Source organism: Citrifermentans bremense R1 (assembly GCF_000426865.1).
Taxonomy (GTDB): domain Bacteria; phylum Desulfobacterota; class Desulfuromonadia; order Geobacterales; family Geobacteraceae; genus Geomonas; species Geomonas bremensis.
Genome location: NZ_AUGE01000020.1, coordinates 14,111 through 32,227 on the forward strand (window position 1 = coordinate 14,111; position 18,117 = coordinate 32,227).

An 18,117-nucleotide genomic window follows, 5' to 3' on the forward strand; every position below is an offset into this window, starting at 1 on the left:
GCTCACCTTCTGGTGTTGATCTTTATCGCTTCAGGCTTCACCTCCCGCAGCGGCCTGACGTCAATGTGCTCCAGGTAGTTCGGCATGGCCGCCTCCGGCACCGGCTTGCGCCTCAACGCCCATCGGCTCTCCTCCTCGAGCAATAGAATCAGCGAGTGTTCGAGCGAAACCCTGAATCTGCTCACGTTCCAGAACTCGCCTAGAAGCTCGGGGCTCAGCTTCAAGGTCGCGGCCACCATGGTCCGGGCCTCTGCCGGATGCAGGGAAGCAAAAGCCTCCGCCTTGAGCAGGGCGCGCAGCACGCGCTGCACCAGATCCTGGTTAGCGGTGATGTAGCTGCGGTTTCCCGCCAGGACGTAGGTCTTGGTGTAGAGGTAGGGATCGTAAAATACCCTCCCGGCGGCACCCAGTCCGGTTGCAGCCTCCTTCATGGTGGGATTCCAGGTGGAGGCCGCGTCCACCTCGCCTGCGGCGAGTGCTGCCGGCATCTGCTGCGGGGACAAACCTACCAAGGTCACCTCCGACCTCTCGATCCGTTGCACCATCAGGAAAGTGTCCAGAAACATCTCAGAGGTGGTGCCCGGGGTGTACGCTATCCGCTTCCCACGCAGCTCGGTTGGGCTCGTGAGCCCCCTGGCGACGATGCCGTTGTTCTGCCACGAGGTGAAGATGCTGGCGACCAGGGAGATCCGCTTCCCGTTCAGCGCGGCAAAGACAAAAGGAGTCTCGGCCACGGTCGCCAGATCGGCCTTTCCCTCGATGACGGCGGCCAAAGCCTGCCTTCCGTAGCCGAACAGACTCGGCTGCAGCAGCACGCCCTCCTCCTGGAAATAACCCCTGGCCGCGGCGATATGCACCAGCGCGCAATCGGGCTGCGTAGTGTAGGCAAGCCGCAGTGGAAGCGGCCGCACAGGCTCAGCGGGGGTCTTCGACTGGCAACCGAGGACCAGCAATGACAAAATCAGGATAATTGCAGCTCTTTGCATTGATACCTTCCCCTCCGACTGGCAACCGCAAAGCTATCTGGCCGGTTACGAGCTGCCAAGAGAGGGCTTCCTCTGTTTCAGCCTGATTTAGTTATGCAACTGACATTATGCCCGGTTGTTTTAAAAGTACAATACTTTTTGTGGGAATGAACAATGTGGGTGTAAAAGAACGTTCAAAATTGAATGGATAAAGAAAAAGGGCGAATTCTAGTTCGCCCTTTCTTTGCTCAACTATAAGCTTAATGCCATTAACCATATTTAACACAAACGAAACAGAGTTATTACTTTTGCTTCTTGGTCGTTTTGACAGTCTTCGCGAATCTAGCCGGTACTTTTGCCAGTGAGACATGGTCCGGGTACTTCTCCAGGCGGGAAGAAAGGCGCGCGATGCGCTCATCCAGCGGGGGATGCGTCGAGAACCACGACCCCTTCCCGGAATCGCTCGCCTCCAGCTTTTTCAGCTTCTGGAGCACGGTGATCATGGCGGCCGGGTCGTACCCGGTGCGGTAGGTAGTCTCCAAGGCGGCCAGGTCCGCCTCGTACTCCATCCCCTGATCCAGCCCCTTGTCGAAAAGGGTCGACTGCAGGTCGCCGATCATGGACTCGAACTTCTTCCCCTCGCTCCCCTTCATGGTAGCGGCTGAGATAGTCCCCACCCCCTGGAGGAACTGCGCGCGCCGAATGCTCTTCAGGGCGTGCTTTTCGGCCACGTGGCCTACCTCGTGCGCCAGCACCGCCGCCAGTTCCGCCTCGTTCTCGACCACGTCCAAAAGCCCGCGGCTGACGAAGATCATTCCCCCGGGGGCGGCGAAGGCGTTGCGCACCGGGCTGTCCAGCACCACGAACTGGTAAGGTATGGTGGAGCGCCGGCTGTTCCTGGCCACGGCGTTTCCTACCAGGTTCACGTACTTTTGCAGCGCCTCGTTCGGCACCGGCTTGCCGAAGCGTTGCATGCTCTCAAGCGCCAGGCTCTGCCCAACGGTCCGCTCGGTGGCGTAGGTCATCTCCTGCGAGGAGGAGACGACTTGGGTCGCGCCGGAGAGGATCTTCCCCTCCTTGGATTCCGGGTTCATCAGGTTTTGCAGCTTGTCCTGCCAGCCGGCGTGCGCCTCGGTGGAAAAGAGGCAGGCGAGCGCCAAAAGCATCGTCATCGTTAACGATTTCATCGCATCCTCCTTTTTATTGGGCGTACTCGCCGATTTTGCCTTCCTTTAAGAAGGTCCTCAATTCCTTGTCGCTCACCTTGCGGGAGAGAATCTTGTCCAGTTCCTTCTTAAGGCTCTCAGGGGTTCCCCTTTGCTTGGCGTACTGTGCCACCTCGGGCGAGAGGCCGCGGATGCTGCGGGCACTGTCCGCCTTGGCCGTGTTGATCTGGCTTTTTTGCGTGGAGTCGCCGAAGAGCCCGTCGCCCCCTCCCACCTCTGCCACCGGCGCGGTGTCGGAGACGCGACCGGCGTAGACCCATCCCTCTTTCCCGTTGGCGCTTCGCACCTTGAGCCAGCGCCCCGCCCCCTCGACGACGGTCAATTCCGCCCCCACCGGCAGTTCGGCTACGCTCGCAGCGGTCACCGACTGTTCGGCCTTGAGCGCCGTCCCCTCGCTCACCACCCAGCGCTTCTCCGCGCCAAGCGCGGGCGCCGCGGCCAGCGCCAGGAGCAAAAGCGCAACTATCGTCTTTTTCATGGCTTCCTCCTTTTTCTTTATCCCCCGCATGTTGTGTGCGGCAGGACGGTTCTTGATGCGGTTTTGTCGGACTCCCGGTCCATGCCCCCTCTCCCTCTGGGAGAGGATTGGGGTGAGGGTATGAGGGGGAGGGGACTTAGATTAGCTGCGGGATTCTACTGATAATCCCCGGTGAGCACAAACGCCCCCCAGTACCCCGGATGCGGATAACGGTTCCTTACGTGCAGCATGGCCAGGCGCAGGGCCTCGGCCTTCGAGCTGCGGCTGTAATCGCGGTAGAACTGCTTCATCAGCACAGCGCTGGAGACGTCGCTCACCCGCCACAGGCTCGACATGAGCGCGTGGGTCCCCGCGAAGAGGAAGGCGCGGTTCATCCCGATCACGTCGTCGCCGCTTCTCACGTCGCCGAGCCCGGTCTGGCAGGCGGAGAGCACTACGAGGTCCGCCTTCACGTCCAGCCCGAACACCTCCTCCGCCTGGAGCCTTCCGTCCGCCTTCGCGTCCTTGGCGAGCCGGATCGAGGAGAAGAGCGGGTTCACCGTGTCGAACTCCCCGTGAGAGGCGAGATGGATGATCCCGAAGCGGGAGATGTTCTCCCTCACCCAGCTCTCCGTGGCCCGCTCGCGGGTAAGCGTGGTGACGTCGCTGTAGTTCCAGCGCAGCGTCCCCGCCTCCTTCTCGGCGAAGGGGAGATCGAGCGCGGAACTCCCGAGGTCCGGGTTCCCCACCGCCAGGATACGGAGGTTCTTCTGGGCCTGGCGGCGCGACAGGGTGTGGCGCAGCACCGACGCCGCGGGGAGATGGAACAGGGTCTGCCGGTCGATCAGGTAGTTCCTGCCGTCGTAGAGCGTCGCGAAGGAGAGGTAGTGGAGGCTTCCGTGCGGCACGATCCCCACAGGCTGCAGCTCCTTCACCCCGGCCAGAGGCTCCGCCAGAAGCAGCTGGTACAGCTCGCGCGAGCTCTTCTCCAGGGGCTCCAGGTTCTGCAGCATGCGCCGGCAGGTGGAGATCTTCTCCGCCAGATCCTTTGCCGCCACCGGGAGCACGAAGAGCTTCGACCCCTCCTTGGAGAGGCGCCAGCAAAGGAGCCGGTCCGGCAGCTGGTAATAGGAAAGGAGCGTAACGCCCGGCTCCAGCAGGGAGCGCACCTCGTCCACCCCCACCGGCGCCACCTTCACCAACGAAAGGAGCTCCGGCCGCCGCCGCTCGATGTCGAGCAAGAGGTCCTGGTAGTCGGCCTTGAGCCGTTCCAGCGCCTCTGCGTACATGGCGCGCTCGGCCTGCTTTACCGCCTGCACCGAGAGCTGCTCCTGTTCCAGGATCTGCTCCTTGAGCCGGTTCTGCCGGTCGTAGAGCTCCTGGTCGCCGGCACCCGATAGGGAAAGCCGCTGCCTTCCCAGGATGTCGATCAGATTCCTGGCGCGGGAGCGCTCCGCCACCGCGAAGGCCTCGTCGGCGCGCCCAAGGTCCACCAGAAGCCCGACGAGGCCGGTGTAGACGTCCATCTTGTCGGCCAGGAAGCCGTCTTTGAGCTGATCCAGCCGGATCTCGGCGCGCAGCCCCTCAACCGTGTCGAGCGCCTGCCGGTAGGACTCGATCGCCGCTTTGCTGTCCCCTCCCTGCTGCTGCAACCGGGCAAGGCCTAAGAGGGCGCGCCAGCGCACCTCCCGGACTAGCATGGCGTCGGAAAGCTCCAAGGCCTTGCGGTAGCTCGCCTCGGCCTGCGCGTTGAGAAGGCTCTTGGCCCGGGCGTCCCCCAAGGCCAGGTGGATCTTCGCCTGGTTCACCTTGTCGCCGATGGCATCGGCCAACTGCGCCGATTCAGTCAGGAGCTTCAAGGCGCCTGCCGGGTCCCCCATCTTAAGCCTGGTCTGTCCGAGGTTTCTCAGATCGTAGGCGATGGCCCAGCGCGACCCCAGGGAGCGGTCGATCTCCAGCGCTTTGCCCAGCGTCTCCAGGGCTTCCTGGTAGTCGCCCGACTCGCGCTGCACGAGGCCGATGTTGTTCAGCGTGGTGGCGCTCTCGTCCCGCCGCACCTCCAGTTTCCCGGCCTTAGCCAGCGCCTCCCTCAACTCCAGGAGCGCCCGTTTGTTGTCCCCCAGGGTCCACCAGATCAGGCCGCCGGTGTTCTTCGCCATCACCTGTTCCAGGGGCCAATTCTCTTTCAGCGCCGCCTTTTCCACCTGCTCGCGCAGATCGAACGCCTCCTGGTAGCGCCCCTGGAACCAGGCGTTGTTCCCCTGCTCCAGGACGATCCGCATCCGGGTCTTCAGCTCCGCGTTCCCAACCTTGCCGAGCGCCTCGCGGTAGAGGAGATCGGCGGCCGGGAAATTCCCCAAGAGCCTCTGGCAGCGCCCGCGGTCGAGGATCGCCTCTGCCTCCAGGGCGCCGCTGCCGTTCTTCGCGTAGAGCTCCTGGGCCTTTTTGTAATAGCTCTCGGCTAAGGCGAACTGGTTCAGGCGCAGATCGTAGATCCTTCCCAGGTTCCGGTACTGGTCGGCCAGCGACAGTTCGTCCTTCAACTGCAGGCGCAGCCCGGCCGCCTCCTCGAAGAGGGAGCGCGCCGCGGGGTAGTCGACCGCATTTTCCATCACAGCGCCGAAGTCGGAAAGGGCTGCGGCCTGGTCCTTGGTGAGACCCAAATCCGCCAGTATCCCCACCCCCTCCTTGAGCGCCGAAGCCGCCTCGCCGAAGCGCTCCAGCCTTCCCTGCAGGAGACCGAGCCGCAGGAGTGCGTCCGCATGCTCGGCGGAATAAGGCTTCTCCTTGGCAAGCCGCTGGACCAGGAGGTTCGCGTGCTCCACGGCGCGTTCGGTCAATCCCGCGCCGAAGGCGCTCTCCCGGGCATGCCGGTGCAGCGGGGCCGTGTTCTTGGAAAGCTCCGGAGTCGATGCCGCGATGACGAGCGCGTTGTCGAAAAGGGCCAGCGCCTGCGGGTAGCGCCCGTCGTTATGCGCCTTGACCCCTTTTTTCACCATCTCTGCAAACTGCTTTTTGGCGAGCTTCGCGCTCTCGGCGGCGTCCCCCCCGAAATCCCCAACCAGAAGCCATCCGGCGGGAAGCTTGCGCCTGGCCGAGGCGAGCGACTCGGTGGCATAGGCGCGGGCGAAGGGTTGCGCGTCCCCCGCCCTCTTGTCGGAGACGAGGAGGCTTGGCACCCCCACCAACGAGGCGAGCTGCCCCAGCTCCCAGGCCCGGTCCAGCCCATCCTTCGGCGCCACCACGAGCGACACCGACTCTCCCTGCGCCAGTTCCAGCAGGTCATGCCGCGCGCCGGCCGGGTCCTCATAGGCGGCAGTCGCCCTACCCCCTTCTCCCGGACGGTTGGGCACTGCTGCAAGAAGCCCCGCGCCGCCGGCAAGCGCCAGCGTATGGGCGGCGGGCAAGGAGTGCGGGGGGAGCTTCACGAACGGCTCCTGGGAGGGCCACCATGCGGCCTCGTCCAGCACGCGTGAGCGCAGCGGCCGGCGCGCGTCGATCGACCGGAGCAGTTGCGTCGCCGTCACCCCCCAGGTGAGGACCAGGGCGGAGGCGAAACTTGCCGGCTCCTCGTAGACCGCCACCGCCGCCGGGTCCTGCAACCGGGCCAGGAGCGCGGTTCTATCAAGCGTCTCCGCGGCGACGCCCGCTTTGCCCCCCAGGGTGAAGAGGAGGAAGCGGTCACCCGAGAGGCGCGCCAGACGCAACACGGTTTTTCCCGGAAAACGCTCCAATACGTCTATCGCCTCCACCGGCTGCGGGGTCAGAAGAGCGCAGAAGGGCTCCCCTTTCCCTGGCGCACAGACCTTCCTGAAGCCGGAGAAGAGGGAGTCGAAACGCTCCCGCTCCTTCTCACCGCCGCCGGGAAGCGCCAGCGCGAAAGCCGCGAGCCGCAAAGTCCCCGGGCCGGCGAGCCGGTAGAAAGAGGGAAGCTGTTCCAGGTCTTTGCCCAGCAGCGAGTCGATTACCATCTGCTCCTGCTGACGGCGCAGTTGCAGGTAGGAAAGCTCCCCCTGCGCAGGAGGCTTGGCCAGCTCGGCGTTCACCCGGTCCAGTTCGGCCAGGTGCGGCGCCGCGCTTTTTAATGCCTGCGCCGTCACCGGGTCGGAAAGCCCCAGAAGGGTCCGCCCCAATATCTGCACCCGCTCCACTTCGCCCAGGCGCTCCAAAAGGGCGAAGGCCTGCTCCGGGTCCTTTGCGGCCAGGGCCTCCAGACGGGGGGCGAAACGCGCAGTCAACTCGCCGCGCACAAGGTCGTAGGCGGCCGGGGAGATCCGCTCCAAAAGCGCCAGCGCCTCGTCGTAGCGCGAGAGCGCCGCCATGGAACGCCAGGCGAAGGAGTCGCTTCCGCTTTTCTGCGCCTCGGCAAGCGTCGCGGCGAAGCCGGCCTGGGCCGCGTCGGGAAGCCCCAGCGCCGCCAGCGTCTCGGCGCGGTTGAGCCTTGCCGCCAGCTTCGAGCGGAGCAGGTCGGCAGCGTCCTCTTTCCCGGCTGATGCTTGGAGTGCGAGTACCCGGTCCCACCCGGCGACAGCCCTGTATAAAAGCGCCTCGCGACTTCCGTCCGCGGGAAGCCCGGCGGCAAGCCTGGAGAGGATGGCGCCGACGTCGTTGCCGTAGCGGGCAAGCGCGTCGGGAGGAAGCGCCTGCCGGTAGGAGCTGATAAGGGCCGAAGTCCGCGCCTCCAGCTCCAGGAAGCGCCCGGCCTCCACGCCTGCGTCCTTTTCGGACATCAGCATCCCGTAGTTCACCAGGTTCAGCATGGCGCCGACTGCGTTGCCGCTCCTGACCGCGATGGCGGTGGCATCCCTGAACTGAGCGGCAGCGGCGTCCCGCTCCCCGCGGGCGAAGGCCAGCTGGGCGCTTCGGTGGGTGAGGAGCCCGACGCCGAAGAGGTCACCCTCGGCTAGCTCCTCCACCTTTTTCGGGTAGCGCTCCAGAAGCTTCGCAAAGAGCTGCGCGGAGGAGGCGTTGTCCCCCAGGTCCCCGTAGATGCGGGCCAGGTAGCTCTCGGCCAGGCGCCTCTCCTGCTCCGCGCTGAAGCCGAAGGCGGCCTCGGTGGCTCCCCCCTTGTCCAGGGCGACGTTGGCCTGAACCTTGAAAAGCCCCCCTCCCCTGCCGGCGGAGGTCTTTTGCCGCGGCGGATACTGGTCGATCAGCGTCAGCACCTCGCGGAAGCCGTCCCGAGCCGCGGTGAGTAACCTGTGCCGGTCGGCGCCGGAGGCTTCGACCGCCTCGCGGTAGGCCGCGATGCTCGCTGAGCGGCGGTTCGCCACCAGGTTTTCGGTGCGGCCAAGGTCTCGGTTCAGCTTGAAGGCGCGGTCGAAATGCTCCCGCGCCAGGGCGAAGCGGTCCGCGTCGAGGGCGGCGAGCCCCAGCCGGTCGTGCAGCTCTGCGCCCGTCTCCACGAGCCGCGGCACCGCGTCCAGGTCGCGCTCGACCCCGGCCAGCATCCCCTGCAGCTCCTGCACATGCTTCGCCTGGGCGGCTTCCCGGCCGGAGGCGGAGACCAGCTTTCGCTCCCGCGAGATCAGGCGCCTAAGCGCCGCGTCGAAGCGCTGCCAGGCGACGGAGGGAGGAGGCTCCACCCGGTCCGCGCCCAATAGTTCCAGCTCGGCGTTGATTCCCTGCTGCTCGCGCAACCCCTCTTCCTGGGCCGCGGAGAGCTTGGCGCCCGAGAAGAAGCGCTCGACGGCGCGGCGGGTGAGCCGTCCGAACTGCTCCAGGGGGCGGGCCGTGTCCAGGCGCGACTCGTTCAGCTTGAGCGCCCTCTGGTACCCATTGAGAGCCCCTTCCTTCTCGTGCACCTGGAAGGCGACCGCGGCATAGCGCTGCTGGAACAAAAGCTCCGTGTCCGGGTTGTCGAAGGGGACCGCGGAGGCAAGGCGTGCCGTGTAGTGGTTCCAGGCCATGGAGTTGCGCCCGAGGAGGTAGGCGATGTTGCCGATGTTCAGGTCCAGGTTGGCCGCGTTGTCCGGGTTCTCCTGGGGGCGGTTCAAAAGCTTCGCGCGCCGGTAGAAGTTGAGCGCCCGCTCCAGCCCGCCCCGCTCGCCGTGCACCGTCTCCAGCACCTCGGCGATGTAGCCGCGGGTTTGCGGCGGATACTCCGAACCCGGAAGCCTCTCGGCGGCCCGTGCGATGAGCCGGTCCCCTTCGAGCAGGCGCTCCTTCCCCGGGAGGTAGGTCTGACAGAGCCCCGCCGCGTAAAGGAGAACCGGGTCGTCGGGGTAGCTGGTCAGCATGCGCTGGTAGAGGGCGAGGAGCTCGGGGGCCTGGTTCTGCGCCGCCACCGACTTGATGTAGCCGCGGTGCGCCTCCAAGCTACGCCCCTCGTAACGGATCAGATCCAGGAACGCCGCCCTCGCGGCGGAGACCTCTCCCTGCCGGTACAGGCTCTCGCCGGCGGCGAAGCTCTTCCTGATGAAGGCGGCGCGAGCCAGCTGGTAGAGGGGGGCGTCCTCGGGATGCTGGGCCATCTCCTTTTCGTAGAGCGCCGTAGCCTCCCCGAAACGCTCCTCCCGGTAGAGGATCTCGGCGAGCGCGAAGCGTGCCGCCGCCGTCGGGGTCGCCACGGGGGGGTACTTCTCAAGCACGGTCCGGTAGGCGTCCTTGGCCCTGACCCAGTCGTCGCCGCGGTAGGCGAGGTCGCCGATCCGGTTCCAGGCCCCCATGGAGAGACGCGGCAGCGTGGTGCGGAACTTTTCGGCAAGGGCTGCCAGGCGCTCGCGCGGGTTCCCCGCCTGCGCCGTCAGCTGCCGCAGGATCTCCGCGATCGCCGCCTCGGCCCAGCGCTCCTGCCCGTCGTAGCGGCGCGCCACTTCGGTGAGCGCCGCCACGGCCCCCTCCCCCCCCTCGATGCGGGAGAGAAGCGCTGCCCTACGATAGGCCGCCTCGGCGCGTATCGCCTCGTCGGCCCCTGCCCCGTTCCCCGCCTTTTCCAAAAGTGCTATGGCGGCGAGCTGATCCTCGGCCCCCGAGCCGAATTCGGCCAGAAGGCGCGCCCCGTCCACCAAGGCGCGCGCGGCGGCGTCAGGTCCCTTCCCCTCGCCCGCCTGCACCATATCCTTCCGCGCCTCGGCGATCACCTCCTTGCGGCGGCCGGATACCACCACCTCACCGCAGCGACGCGCCGCTTCCAGCCTGATGCGGGCGATTTGGGCCAGGGCCGACTCCGCCGGGAAAGAGGCGTAGCGGCTGGCGGCCTCGGCGTAACGGGCCTCGGCGCCGGAAAGGTCCCCACCTTCTTCCAGGACCCCGGCAAGGGCGAGAGAGGCAAGCGCCCCCTCTCGGCTCGGCTCCTTCTCGCGGGCCAGCACGCGCAGGCAGGCAAGGCGCGCCATGGCGGGGTCGGCCGGCTGCCGCTCCAGGATGAGGCGCGCCAATTGCCACTGCCCGGCCAGATCCGGCCGGTCGGGAAGCTCGCCGGAAAGCGGAAGCGACAGCACCTGTCCGCCCCCCGTCTCCCCGGCGATGAAGAGCACCCGGTCCGGCACGGCCAAGGGGGCGGCGGTGGAGAGAAGGCCCGAGGTGAGCGGGAAGGCGGCGGGAAGCCCGTCGCTCCCCTTGCGGGAGAGCTTCAGCCGGAAGATGGCGCCACCTTCCGGTCCGGTGGCCGAATCCACGGAGGGTGGGGCGAAACGGGTGAAGAGGATGGTGTCGGAGTCCTGCCAGGTGGGGTAGAGGTCGCGCTCGGGCCCGGAGGTGAGCTGGGTGAGCGAGCCGCGGTCGTAGAGCCAGAGGTCCCCGCCGGCGTCCTTCTCGCGCGAGACGAAGGCGAGCTTCTCCCCGTCCGGGGAGGGGGCAGCGAACGCCGCGTCTATGCCGATGGGAAGCGCCTTGGCGCCACCCGCGGCAAGCTCCAGGCGGATGATCTCGCGCCGCTCGCTGCCCGGGAGCTGGCGCTGGTACAAAAGCGCCGACCCGTCGGGGGAGAAAGCGGGGGCGTCCTCGCCGGCGTCGTTGCCGGTCACGCGGCGCGGTTCGGCGTCGGGGCGGGCAAGATCGATGAGCCAGACATCCCCCTTCAGGTCGTCCCGCTCATCGGCATAGGCCAAAAGCGTCGCGGCGGCGTTGAAGGCAGGCGCGGAGATCCGCATCGGGCTTTGGCGCAGAAGGCGCGGGAGCGCTTCGGCGTTTCCCGGCGCATGCAGCCAGAGCTCGTAACCCGCGTCCCCCTTCTCCACCGTGGCCACGAGCTTACCGTCCCGGGATCTTGCCGCGTAGAGCACCGAGCGGGGGGTGTAGACGGCGGGGGCAGGCGCCGACTCCGGCCGCGACCTGGGGGCGGGGCGGGGAGCCGCCGGTGCCAGGAGCTCCTCTCCCAAAGGCGCCGCGCCGGCGCCGACCCCGGCAAGGGAGGAAGCCAGTGCCAGAAGGAGCGCGATGCGAGCCGGCGCGCCTCTCATTGGTTCACCCATTTGCCGTCGTCACCCTGGACCCTGGTGCCGGGGGCGCTGTTTTGACGGTTGATGCGGGCGAAAACCTTCCTGATCGCGGGGAGGTCCTTCGCGGTGAAGTTCTCGTTGGTCCGCACCACCCTGAGCATCAGGATCTCGCGCGACCGGTTCACCTCGTCGACCACCTGTTTGAATTCACCCTCCGTGAATCGGGCGGCGAAGGCCTTGAGGTCCGCCGGCGCCTTTTCCGGGAGCGCGCGTTCAAATGGGGCGAGGGTCCCCTCCAGACTCTCCCCGACCCACCCCAGCCGCTTGAAGGTATCCACGTCGTCGGCATGGAAAGCTATCGCCTCCAGCGCCTGTGCCGCCTCCTGGTGTTCCGGCGAGTGTTTCTGCGGGGCATCCACCTTGCCGGTGGGGGACACGCCGCGCACCGAGGCGACAAGGAGCACGTCCTCCGAGAGCGCGTTATATGTTCCGAGCACCTGGTTTTCCAGCGAGGTCCTCTCGCTCACCACGTTCACATCCACCTTCGCCAGCGTGCACCCCGCGAAAAGGAGCGACGCCAGCAACAGCAAGCTTGCCCCACTTCCGACCCGGACGCCGGAACGTTGAACGTTGAACGTTGAACCGTTTTTAGCGTTGAACGCTGAACCGGTTTTCGTAGAAGCGGTTTTGGTTTCCGAACGTTGAACGTTGAACGTTGAACGGGTTTTATCTTTCATTGCTCCTCCTTTTCAGCGACAGCGCGCCGTCCGCCCCAACCACCAGCGTGTCGGCCCGGGCCAGCTCCAAAAGCGCCTTGGAAGACGCGATGCCTGCGATGAGGCGCTCCAGCTCCTTGCGGATGGGGAGCTCGGAGAGGCGCAGCCGCTCCAGCTTGGGGATATCCACCCCCACCCCCTTGACCAGCAGTTCCCCCTCACAATCGAGCGCGCCGTCCACGGCGGAGACACGGAGCCCCTTCAGGTCGGCCAGCTGCAGCGATTTCCTCTGCGCCACCACCTTTTCGTTGCGCTGGTACGGGTCGATGGCGAAAAGCGCCCGGTCCAGTATCCGCGAGCTGAAGCGCCGCAGGTTCAGGTTCATCTTCAGCCCCTCCAGGAGCGCCCGCTGTTCTGCGGCAAGCGGCGCTGAGAGGGAAAGCTCCCCGGTCAGCTCCTCGCCGGGACGCGCGCCCCCCGAAGCGGGGAATAAAAGTGACGGATCGAGCCGCGAAAAATAGCAGTAGGTGGAAAGAACCGGAACCTCGCGGGAGAGGTCGATCACCCCGCGCGCCCGCACGGTCCCCCCTCCCACCTCGGCCTGGAAGAAGGACAGCCCCAGCGTATCCGGTTCCAGCAGCAGGTCCGCCTCCAGGGCGGTGGCGCTCAAGGGGACCGCGCCGGAGTTGAAGGAGGCGCTCTTGATGCCGATCTTGCGGGGACCGCTCGCTTCGCCGCGCAGGTCCTGATAGATCCTCGCGGCCAGGTCGGAGTTCGCGGCGAGGGGGGGCGCCACCGGGGCGGGACGCACCAGGAGCGCCGAGAGCGGGATCCACTCACCCCCTTTCCCCTGGGCCAGGGCATAGCTGCGGTCGAAGACCAGGTCGGCCCGGATCCCCTGCGCCGACATCCCTTTGCCGTCGGCGACGCCGAAGTCGCGACACTTGGTGTAGCCGCGCATCCTCAGCTCCCGGGCGGCGGTGAGGTCGAGGCGCGCGCCGGCGGCGACGTTGCCGGAGAGCTTAAGCCCGGCGAGAGCCTGCTTCGCCTCGCGCGGGAAGTTCCCTTCCAAATGGGCGAACATGGTGGCGTCCAGGCGCTTCAAAAGGGTCGGGGTATCGAGCTTCGCCGAGTCGTCCAAGAGCCGGTCGATCCCCCCCACCGTCAGCTCCGCAACCTGCGACAGCCCCAGCGAGCGGACCTGCAGCTCCTCGGTCAGGCGGAGATCCTTCCACTGCGAAAGCTCCCCCGCAAGGGTGAGCGCGCCCGACTGCAGCGGGAGCTGCTCGGCCGCGCCGGCAAGCCCAGTGATGCCGGCAAAGCTGAAGGCGCCGTCGATGGCGAGCGGCTTACCGGCTGCGGGAAGCGAGAAGGAGAGAGGCTTCGTGGTGCTCAGGTTTTGTACCTTGTAGGTCGTTTTCGCTGCGGGGATACGGAGGTCCAGGCCGTCCAGTTGCAGTGCGAGGGTGCCGCGGTTCAAGAGGGCGCAGGCGCCGCGCGCCGCCCGGAGCGGGTTCTTCTCCTTGGCTAGCTGGGCTACCGGCAGAGGCGCCTCCAGGTCCCAGGTCGCCGCGGCCAAACCTTTGGCATCGAGCCCCGCCGGAACAAAAGGAGCCGCTACCGGCATGAGCTTATTCAGGTCGAAGCGCGCCTTTCCCGTGGTCGCCGCCACCTGCTTGATCAGGCCCGAGAGCCCCGCCTGCGCCTCGATGGCAAACGCATCGGCCGCGGTTGCGGTGAGGTGCGCCCGCTTCACCGTGGCGCTCCCATCCCCTTTCTTCGGCAGGTGCACCCCTTCCGCAACGAGAGTCGCTGCCAATGGGGTCAGGACCACCTGCTTCCCACCCTGATTCGCGGAGAGCTTGGCCGCGGAAAGTTTGAGCCCCGGGAGCGTGGCTTCCAGCTCCCCCCCCGCGAGCGCCCGGCCCTCCAGCTGCAGCTCCTCGCGCACCCCTTCCACGGCAAGCTCGGGGCCGACCTGCATCAGCGCGAACTCCAGCGACTGCCCGATCAAGGCCCTCGCACGCTTATGCTTCAGGTCCAGCTCGGTGAGCGCCAGTGCCAGCGCGCCTTTCCCCCCCAGGAGCAATACCTTCTTCTTCCCGGACAGCTCGACCCTCTTCGCGCCCAAGCGGAGATCCGCGGCTAAGGAGAGCGGGGCGAGCTTCTTCAGCGGAACCGCCGCCCGTTCCAGGACGAGCGAAAGCCCCTCCCCCTGCAGCGACCCATTCGCCAGGCGCAAGCCAAGTTGCGGCAGATCGACCACCGCCTTTTCCAGAGTCAATTCGCCGTCATTGTTGGGTCCCTTGAGCCGCGCAGTGAGTTTCGCCACCGAAGCCGTCCCGGTCAGCGCCTGCACCGGAAGGTTCGCCGGCAGAAAAGGCGCGGCCAGACGCCTTGCCGCAGTCAGGTCCAGCCTGAGCGGCCCCAGATCTGCCGCCACCGAGCGGGAGCGCTCCGTTGGGCGGTCCACCACGGCGCTCCAGACCGCGGACAAAAGCCCGGGGCTTTCCAGGGCGCCGTCGCTGAAGGTGACCCGCTGCCGCTTGTGGTCGCTCACGAGCTTTTGGTGCAGCTTGAGATCGAGCGGCCCCGCCGTCCCCTTCTTCCCGGGTATTTTGCCGACCGAGAGCCGGTCGCAGGCCAAGTCCAGGAGGACCATGAGGTCGGCGTTTCGATCCAACTCCGCGCCCAAGTCGAGCGCCAGCTTGCCGTCCAGCGTGGGCAGTTCCCGGTGCGCCATGGCCGTCGCCAGCGGCGCCAGCTCCGGCAGATTCACCCGCAGCTTCGCTTTGAGGCCTCCCGGGCGGTTCACCCCGCCGCCGGCATCGAGCGTCACCCCCGGGAAACCCGCCTGCGCCGACAGGAGCGCCGCAGCCGGCTTGATCTTGTCCTTGGCCGTCACCAGGTCCGAAAGCCGTGCCTTGAAATGCACCCGCTGGGGTTTCGCGTCAGGCAGCGCGACGCTCCCCTCAAGCGAGGTGTCGATGGGGAGCCGCGCCAAAGAAGGTGCGGCAAGGGCGAAGGAGACCTCGCGCAGCACCGTCTGCCGCCCCGACGCCGGATCGAGGTAGCTGACGGTCATGGGAGCGGCGTCGACGGCAAGGCGGACATCCACCGGAAGGGGCCACTCCATCCCCTGGAACTTCTGCACCGCCTCGGCCACCTGCGTCAGGGGGTCCTTGGCCGGCTTCTCGGGGGGAGGTTGCTTCGGCCCCGGAGCAAGGCTCGCTTCCAGCTTCCTCAGCTTCACGTCGAGGGAGACCGTATAGCGCCCGGAGTCATCCCACTCCAGCCCCGGCTTTACGCGCAGCTCCGCCAGGTTCGCGTTCAGAAGAGGCGGAGGGCCGTCGCCGACAGTCAGCCCGGAAAGGGCAAGGCCTTGCGACCACGAAAGGGTGAGGTTGGACCAGGAGACAGGTTTTTTCAGGGACTTGGAAAGCTGCAGCCTCAGCAGGGACTGGGCCTGCGAGGTGGAAAGGAGGGTCGGCAGAAAGACCACCAGAAGAACGAGGGCGATCACCCCCGTCAAAGCGGTCAGGGCGCCCACGAACATGATCTTTTTAAACCGGAGGGCACGCATGTAAGCAAGCAGGCTACTGAGCATCAGTCGGTATCCCGGAGGCAGCGCTGGTCTAAGGGGAAAGGGACGGCAGGAGCAAGGTGATTTTCTTATCACCTCCGAAATTTAAAGTCAAACGGTTCGCTTCGTCACACCCCCGGCCTCAGGTGCTTATGGCGGATGTAGCACAACTGGTCGCCGTTCCTTATCAGGCGCGGAATGGGCCGGGTCAGGTTATGACAGGAAAGGCAGGCGATTTTGTCGTCTTGCAGCGCGCACCCCGCCTGTTTGATCTCGGCCACCGTCGCGTATTGAGTTCTTTCCCATCTTCACTGTCATAGACTTATTCGTCGTCTGTCAAAACTAGCCTTTGAAAGAATAGCATGGGGGCAAGGGCAGGCAACGCCTGAGCCATTATATTCGATTCATTCAGTACCCGTTCATTCCGTTAGTTGTGAGACTGAAGTGAAGTTGTAAAGGAGAATGCGCCCCTGCTCCTTTTTGAGGCGCGGGGTTTGGCAGAACCTGTTTTCGGCACCGCCCCGACATTTTTATGATCATGCTCATTTTATCGTTGACGAAAAATTAGCCTCTGCTATAGTGAGCGCGTTCACATTTTACGGATGGAGCTTCAATGCGTATCACCGAGCAGGCAAAACAGCAGTGCCGGGCACGGATCCTGGAGAAGGCATCCGAACTCTTTTGCGCCCGCGGCTTCGACCAGACCACCACCCGCGACATCGCGCTCGCGGCAGGGGTCGCCGCAGGAACCATGTTCAACTATTTCCCCAGCAAGGAGACGATGGCGATGACCATGGTCTCCGACGCGCTCGCCGAAGGCGAGGAGGAATTCCAGGGCCGCACCGGCGGCGAGCTCGCCGAGGATCTCTTCGGCTTCATAGCCTCGGGGCTTCGCAGGCTGCGCCCCCTGCGCCCCTTCCTCGGTCCCGTGCTGGAGCGCTCGTTAAGCCCGTTCCCGCGCAAGAACGTTTGCCCCGTGGGAGAGGCGGCGCGCCAGCGGCACCTCGGCTTCATGCAGCAGATCCTTGCCAGGCACGGGTTCAGCTCCGCACCCGATTACGTCGCCACGACCATTTACTGGTCGCTCTACCTGGGAGTGCTCGCCTTCTGGACCAGCGACCTCTCGCCGAACCAGGAAGCCAGCCAGGCGCTGGTGGACTACTCGGTCCGTACCTTTGTGCACATTATCTCCGGCAGCGCCGGGGCAGATGGAGGTGAGCATGTCCTGTAACGCCGCACTAACGTCGTACCCCGAAAGCCGGGAGCGCCTGCTGCAGCTCCTGCCGAGAGACGAAGACGCCGCCGCTCGCGAGAGGCTTGCCGAACTGGTCGAAACGGCCTGCAGCAACAGGCCCCCGACTAGTTCTCTTTCCCGGCTTTGGATCCTGGGAAGCCTGCAGGCGAAGGTCGCATGCGCCTATCTGGCCTGGTGGCTGAAGAGCCGCTGGGCCGACGAGGACGAGAAGGAGCGGACCAAGAACGAGACCCACCTCAAGGCGGCGCTGGAGTTGCTCGGCACCATGGGGTACCTGCGCGGCGCCGTCATGAAGGTGGGGCAGATGCTGACGCTCCCCGAGATGGTTCCCGAGCAGTATGTCCGCCTGCTCTCCTCGCTCAGCTTCGAGGCCCCGCCGATGCACTACGCCATGGTGCGCGAGGTCTTTTTCGACGAATTCGGCCGGGAACCCGAAGAGATGTTCGCCAGCTTCGAGAAGAAGGCCTTCGCCGCCGCATCCCTGGGGCAGGTGCACCGCGCCCGGCTCCATACGGGAGAGCAGGTGGCGGTGAAGATCCAGTATCCCGGGATCGCCCGTACCATCCAGGCAGATCTCAAGAACCTCCGCCTGCTGCTGCAGCCGATGCGCATGGGGGACGATTGGCCGAACCTCCTCGACAAGCTGGCCGAGGTCGAGAGCGTGCTTCTGGCAGAAACCGACTACCTGAAGGAGGCCGAGTTGGCCCAGGCGGTGCGCAGCCATTTTGAGCCGGGGGACGGGATCGTGGTTCCGAGGGTATATACCGAGTGCTCCAGCCTCCGGGTCTTGACCACCGAATATCTGCAAGGGGTACACATAGACGAATTTCTCGCTTCCGACCCGTCGCAGGAACTGCGAGATCGCTTCACCCACCTGATGACCATGGCCACCATCCGTCTTTTGTACCGGACACACTGCATCATGGCCGATCCCAATCCGGGCAACTACATTTTCATGCCGGACGGCAGGCTGGGGGTGATCGACTTCGGCTGCGCCCGCATGTACACCGACGAAGAATGGCGGATGCAGTGCGAGGCCGAAGCGGCAGCGTTCCGGCAGGACGAGAAGGAGATGGAACGCATCATCGTGGAAGCGTCGCTCTACGAGTCGGCGCAGGAGATGGGGGCGGAGCGGGTGGAACTGGTGGGGCGGGTGATAAGTTGGCAGTTGGAGCCCTGGCTTTCCGAGGGGCTCTTCGACTTCGGCGACAGGGACTTCTTCCTTCGGGGGATGGAGGCCATGCGGCAAGCCACCAAGAAGGGGTACCTGCGCGGCATGCCATTGCACATCTGGACCACGCGTTTCGTGCTGGGCGCCCGTGCCGTTGTCTACCGCCTCAAGGGGCGCTGCCATTTCAAGGAGATCTACCGGCAGGAGTCGGCACCGGAGGTGCGCTCCCCCTCCCTGTCCGCGAACACGGGGGGAAGCGGAAGTCCATCCCCTCGCCCTCTGGGAGAGGGGCAGGGGTGAGGGATGTGGGTGAAGCCGGCAGCGTCGCGAATGATGGCACCTCCCCCCACCCCCTAACCCCCT

Annotated in this window: 8 protein-coding genes; 2 read left to right on the forward strand and 6 right to left on the reverse strand. The window is 65.8% G+C overall.

Annotated features, from left to right (window positions below; genetic code table 11):
- Positions 1 to 2: 2 nt before the first annotated feature.
- From K419_RS0112775 to K419_RS0112800, 6 genes are all read right to left on the reverse strand, one after another.
- Positions 3 to 986, reverse strand: a complete 984-nt coding sequence (locus K419_RS0112775) for an ABC transporter substrate-binding protein (protein ID WP_026841940.1) — start codon at positions 984 to 986, stop codon at positions 3 to 5.
- A 281-nt stretch (positions 987 to 1,267) separates the two neighbouring features.
- Positions 1,268 to 2,152 (reverse strand): M48 family metalloprotease, encoded by an 885-nt coding sequence (locus K419_RS0112780; RefSeq protein WP_026841941.1) that lies wholly within the window; start codon positions 2,150 to 2,152, stop codon positions 1,268 to 1,270.
- A gap of 13 nt (positions 2,153 to 2,165) precedes the next feature.
- Positions 2,166 to 2,669, reverse strand: a complete 504-nt coding sequence (locus tag K419_RS0112785; RefSeq protein ID WP_026841942.1) for an SH3 domain-containing protein — start codon at positions 2,667 to 2,669, stop codon at positions 2,166 to 2,168.
- A gap of 155 nt (positions 2,670 to 2,824) precedes the next feature.
- On the reverse strand, positions 2,825 to 11,050 hold the full coding sequence (locus tag K419_RS0112790) for a CHAT domain-containing protein (RefSeq protein ID WP_026841943.1): 8,226 nt from the start codon (positions 11,048 to 11,050) through the stop codon (positions 2,825 to 2,827).
- Entirely contained in the window at positions 11,047 to 11,619 is a 573-nt protein-coding gene (locus tag K419_RS0112795; RefSeq protein WP_226377697.1) for a DUF1318 domain-containing protein, read from the reverse strand. Before K419_RS0112795 ends, K419_RS0112790 begins: the two co-directional genes overlap by 4 nt.
- Before the next feature lie 136 nt (positions 11,620 to 11,755).
- Positions 11,756 to 15,352, reverse strand: a complete 3,597-nt coding sequence (locus tag K419_RS0112800) for a hypothetical protein (RefSeq protein WP_026841945.1) — start codon at positions 15,350 to 15,352, stop codon at positions 11,756 to 11,758.
- A 589-nt stretch (positions 15,353 to 15,941) separates the two neighbouring features.
- Between K419_RS0112800 and K419_RS0112810 the strand changes: the two genes are divergently transcribed.
- Together K419_RS0112810 and K419_RS22035 are read left to right on the forward strand one after the other, a co-directional pair.
- A complete protein-coding gene (locus K419_RS0112810) occupies positions 15,942 to 16,559 on the forward strand; it encodes a TetR/AcrR family transcriptional regulator (RefSeq protein ID WP_026841946.1) in 618 nt (205 codons plus the stop codon).
- Positions 16,549 to 18,054, forward strand: coding sequence for an ABC1 kinase family protein (locus K419_RS22035; protein ID WP_051293021.1), 1,506 nt, complete (start codon positions 16,549 to 16,551; stop codon positions 18,052 to 18,054). The genes K419_RS0112810 and K419_RS22035 overlap by 11 nt, the downstream gene beginning before the upstream one ends.
- The last annotated feature ends 63 nt before the right edge of the window (positions 18,055 to 18,117 follow it).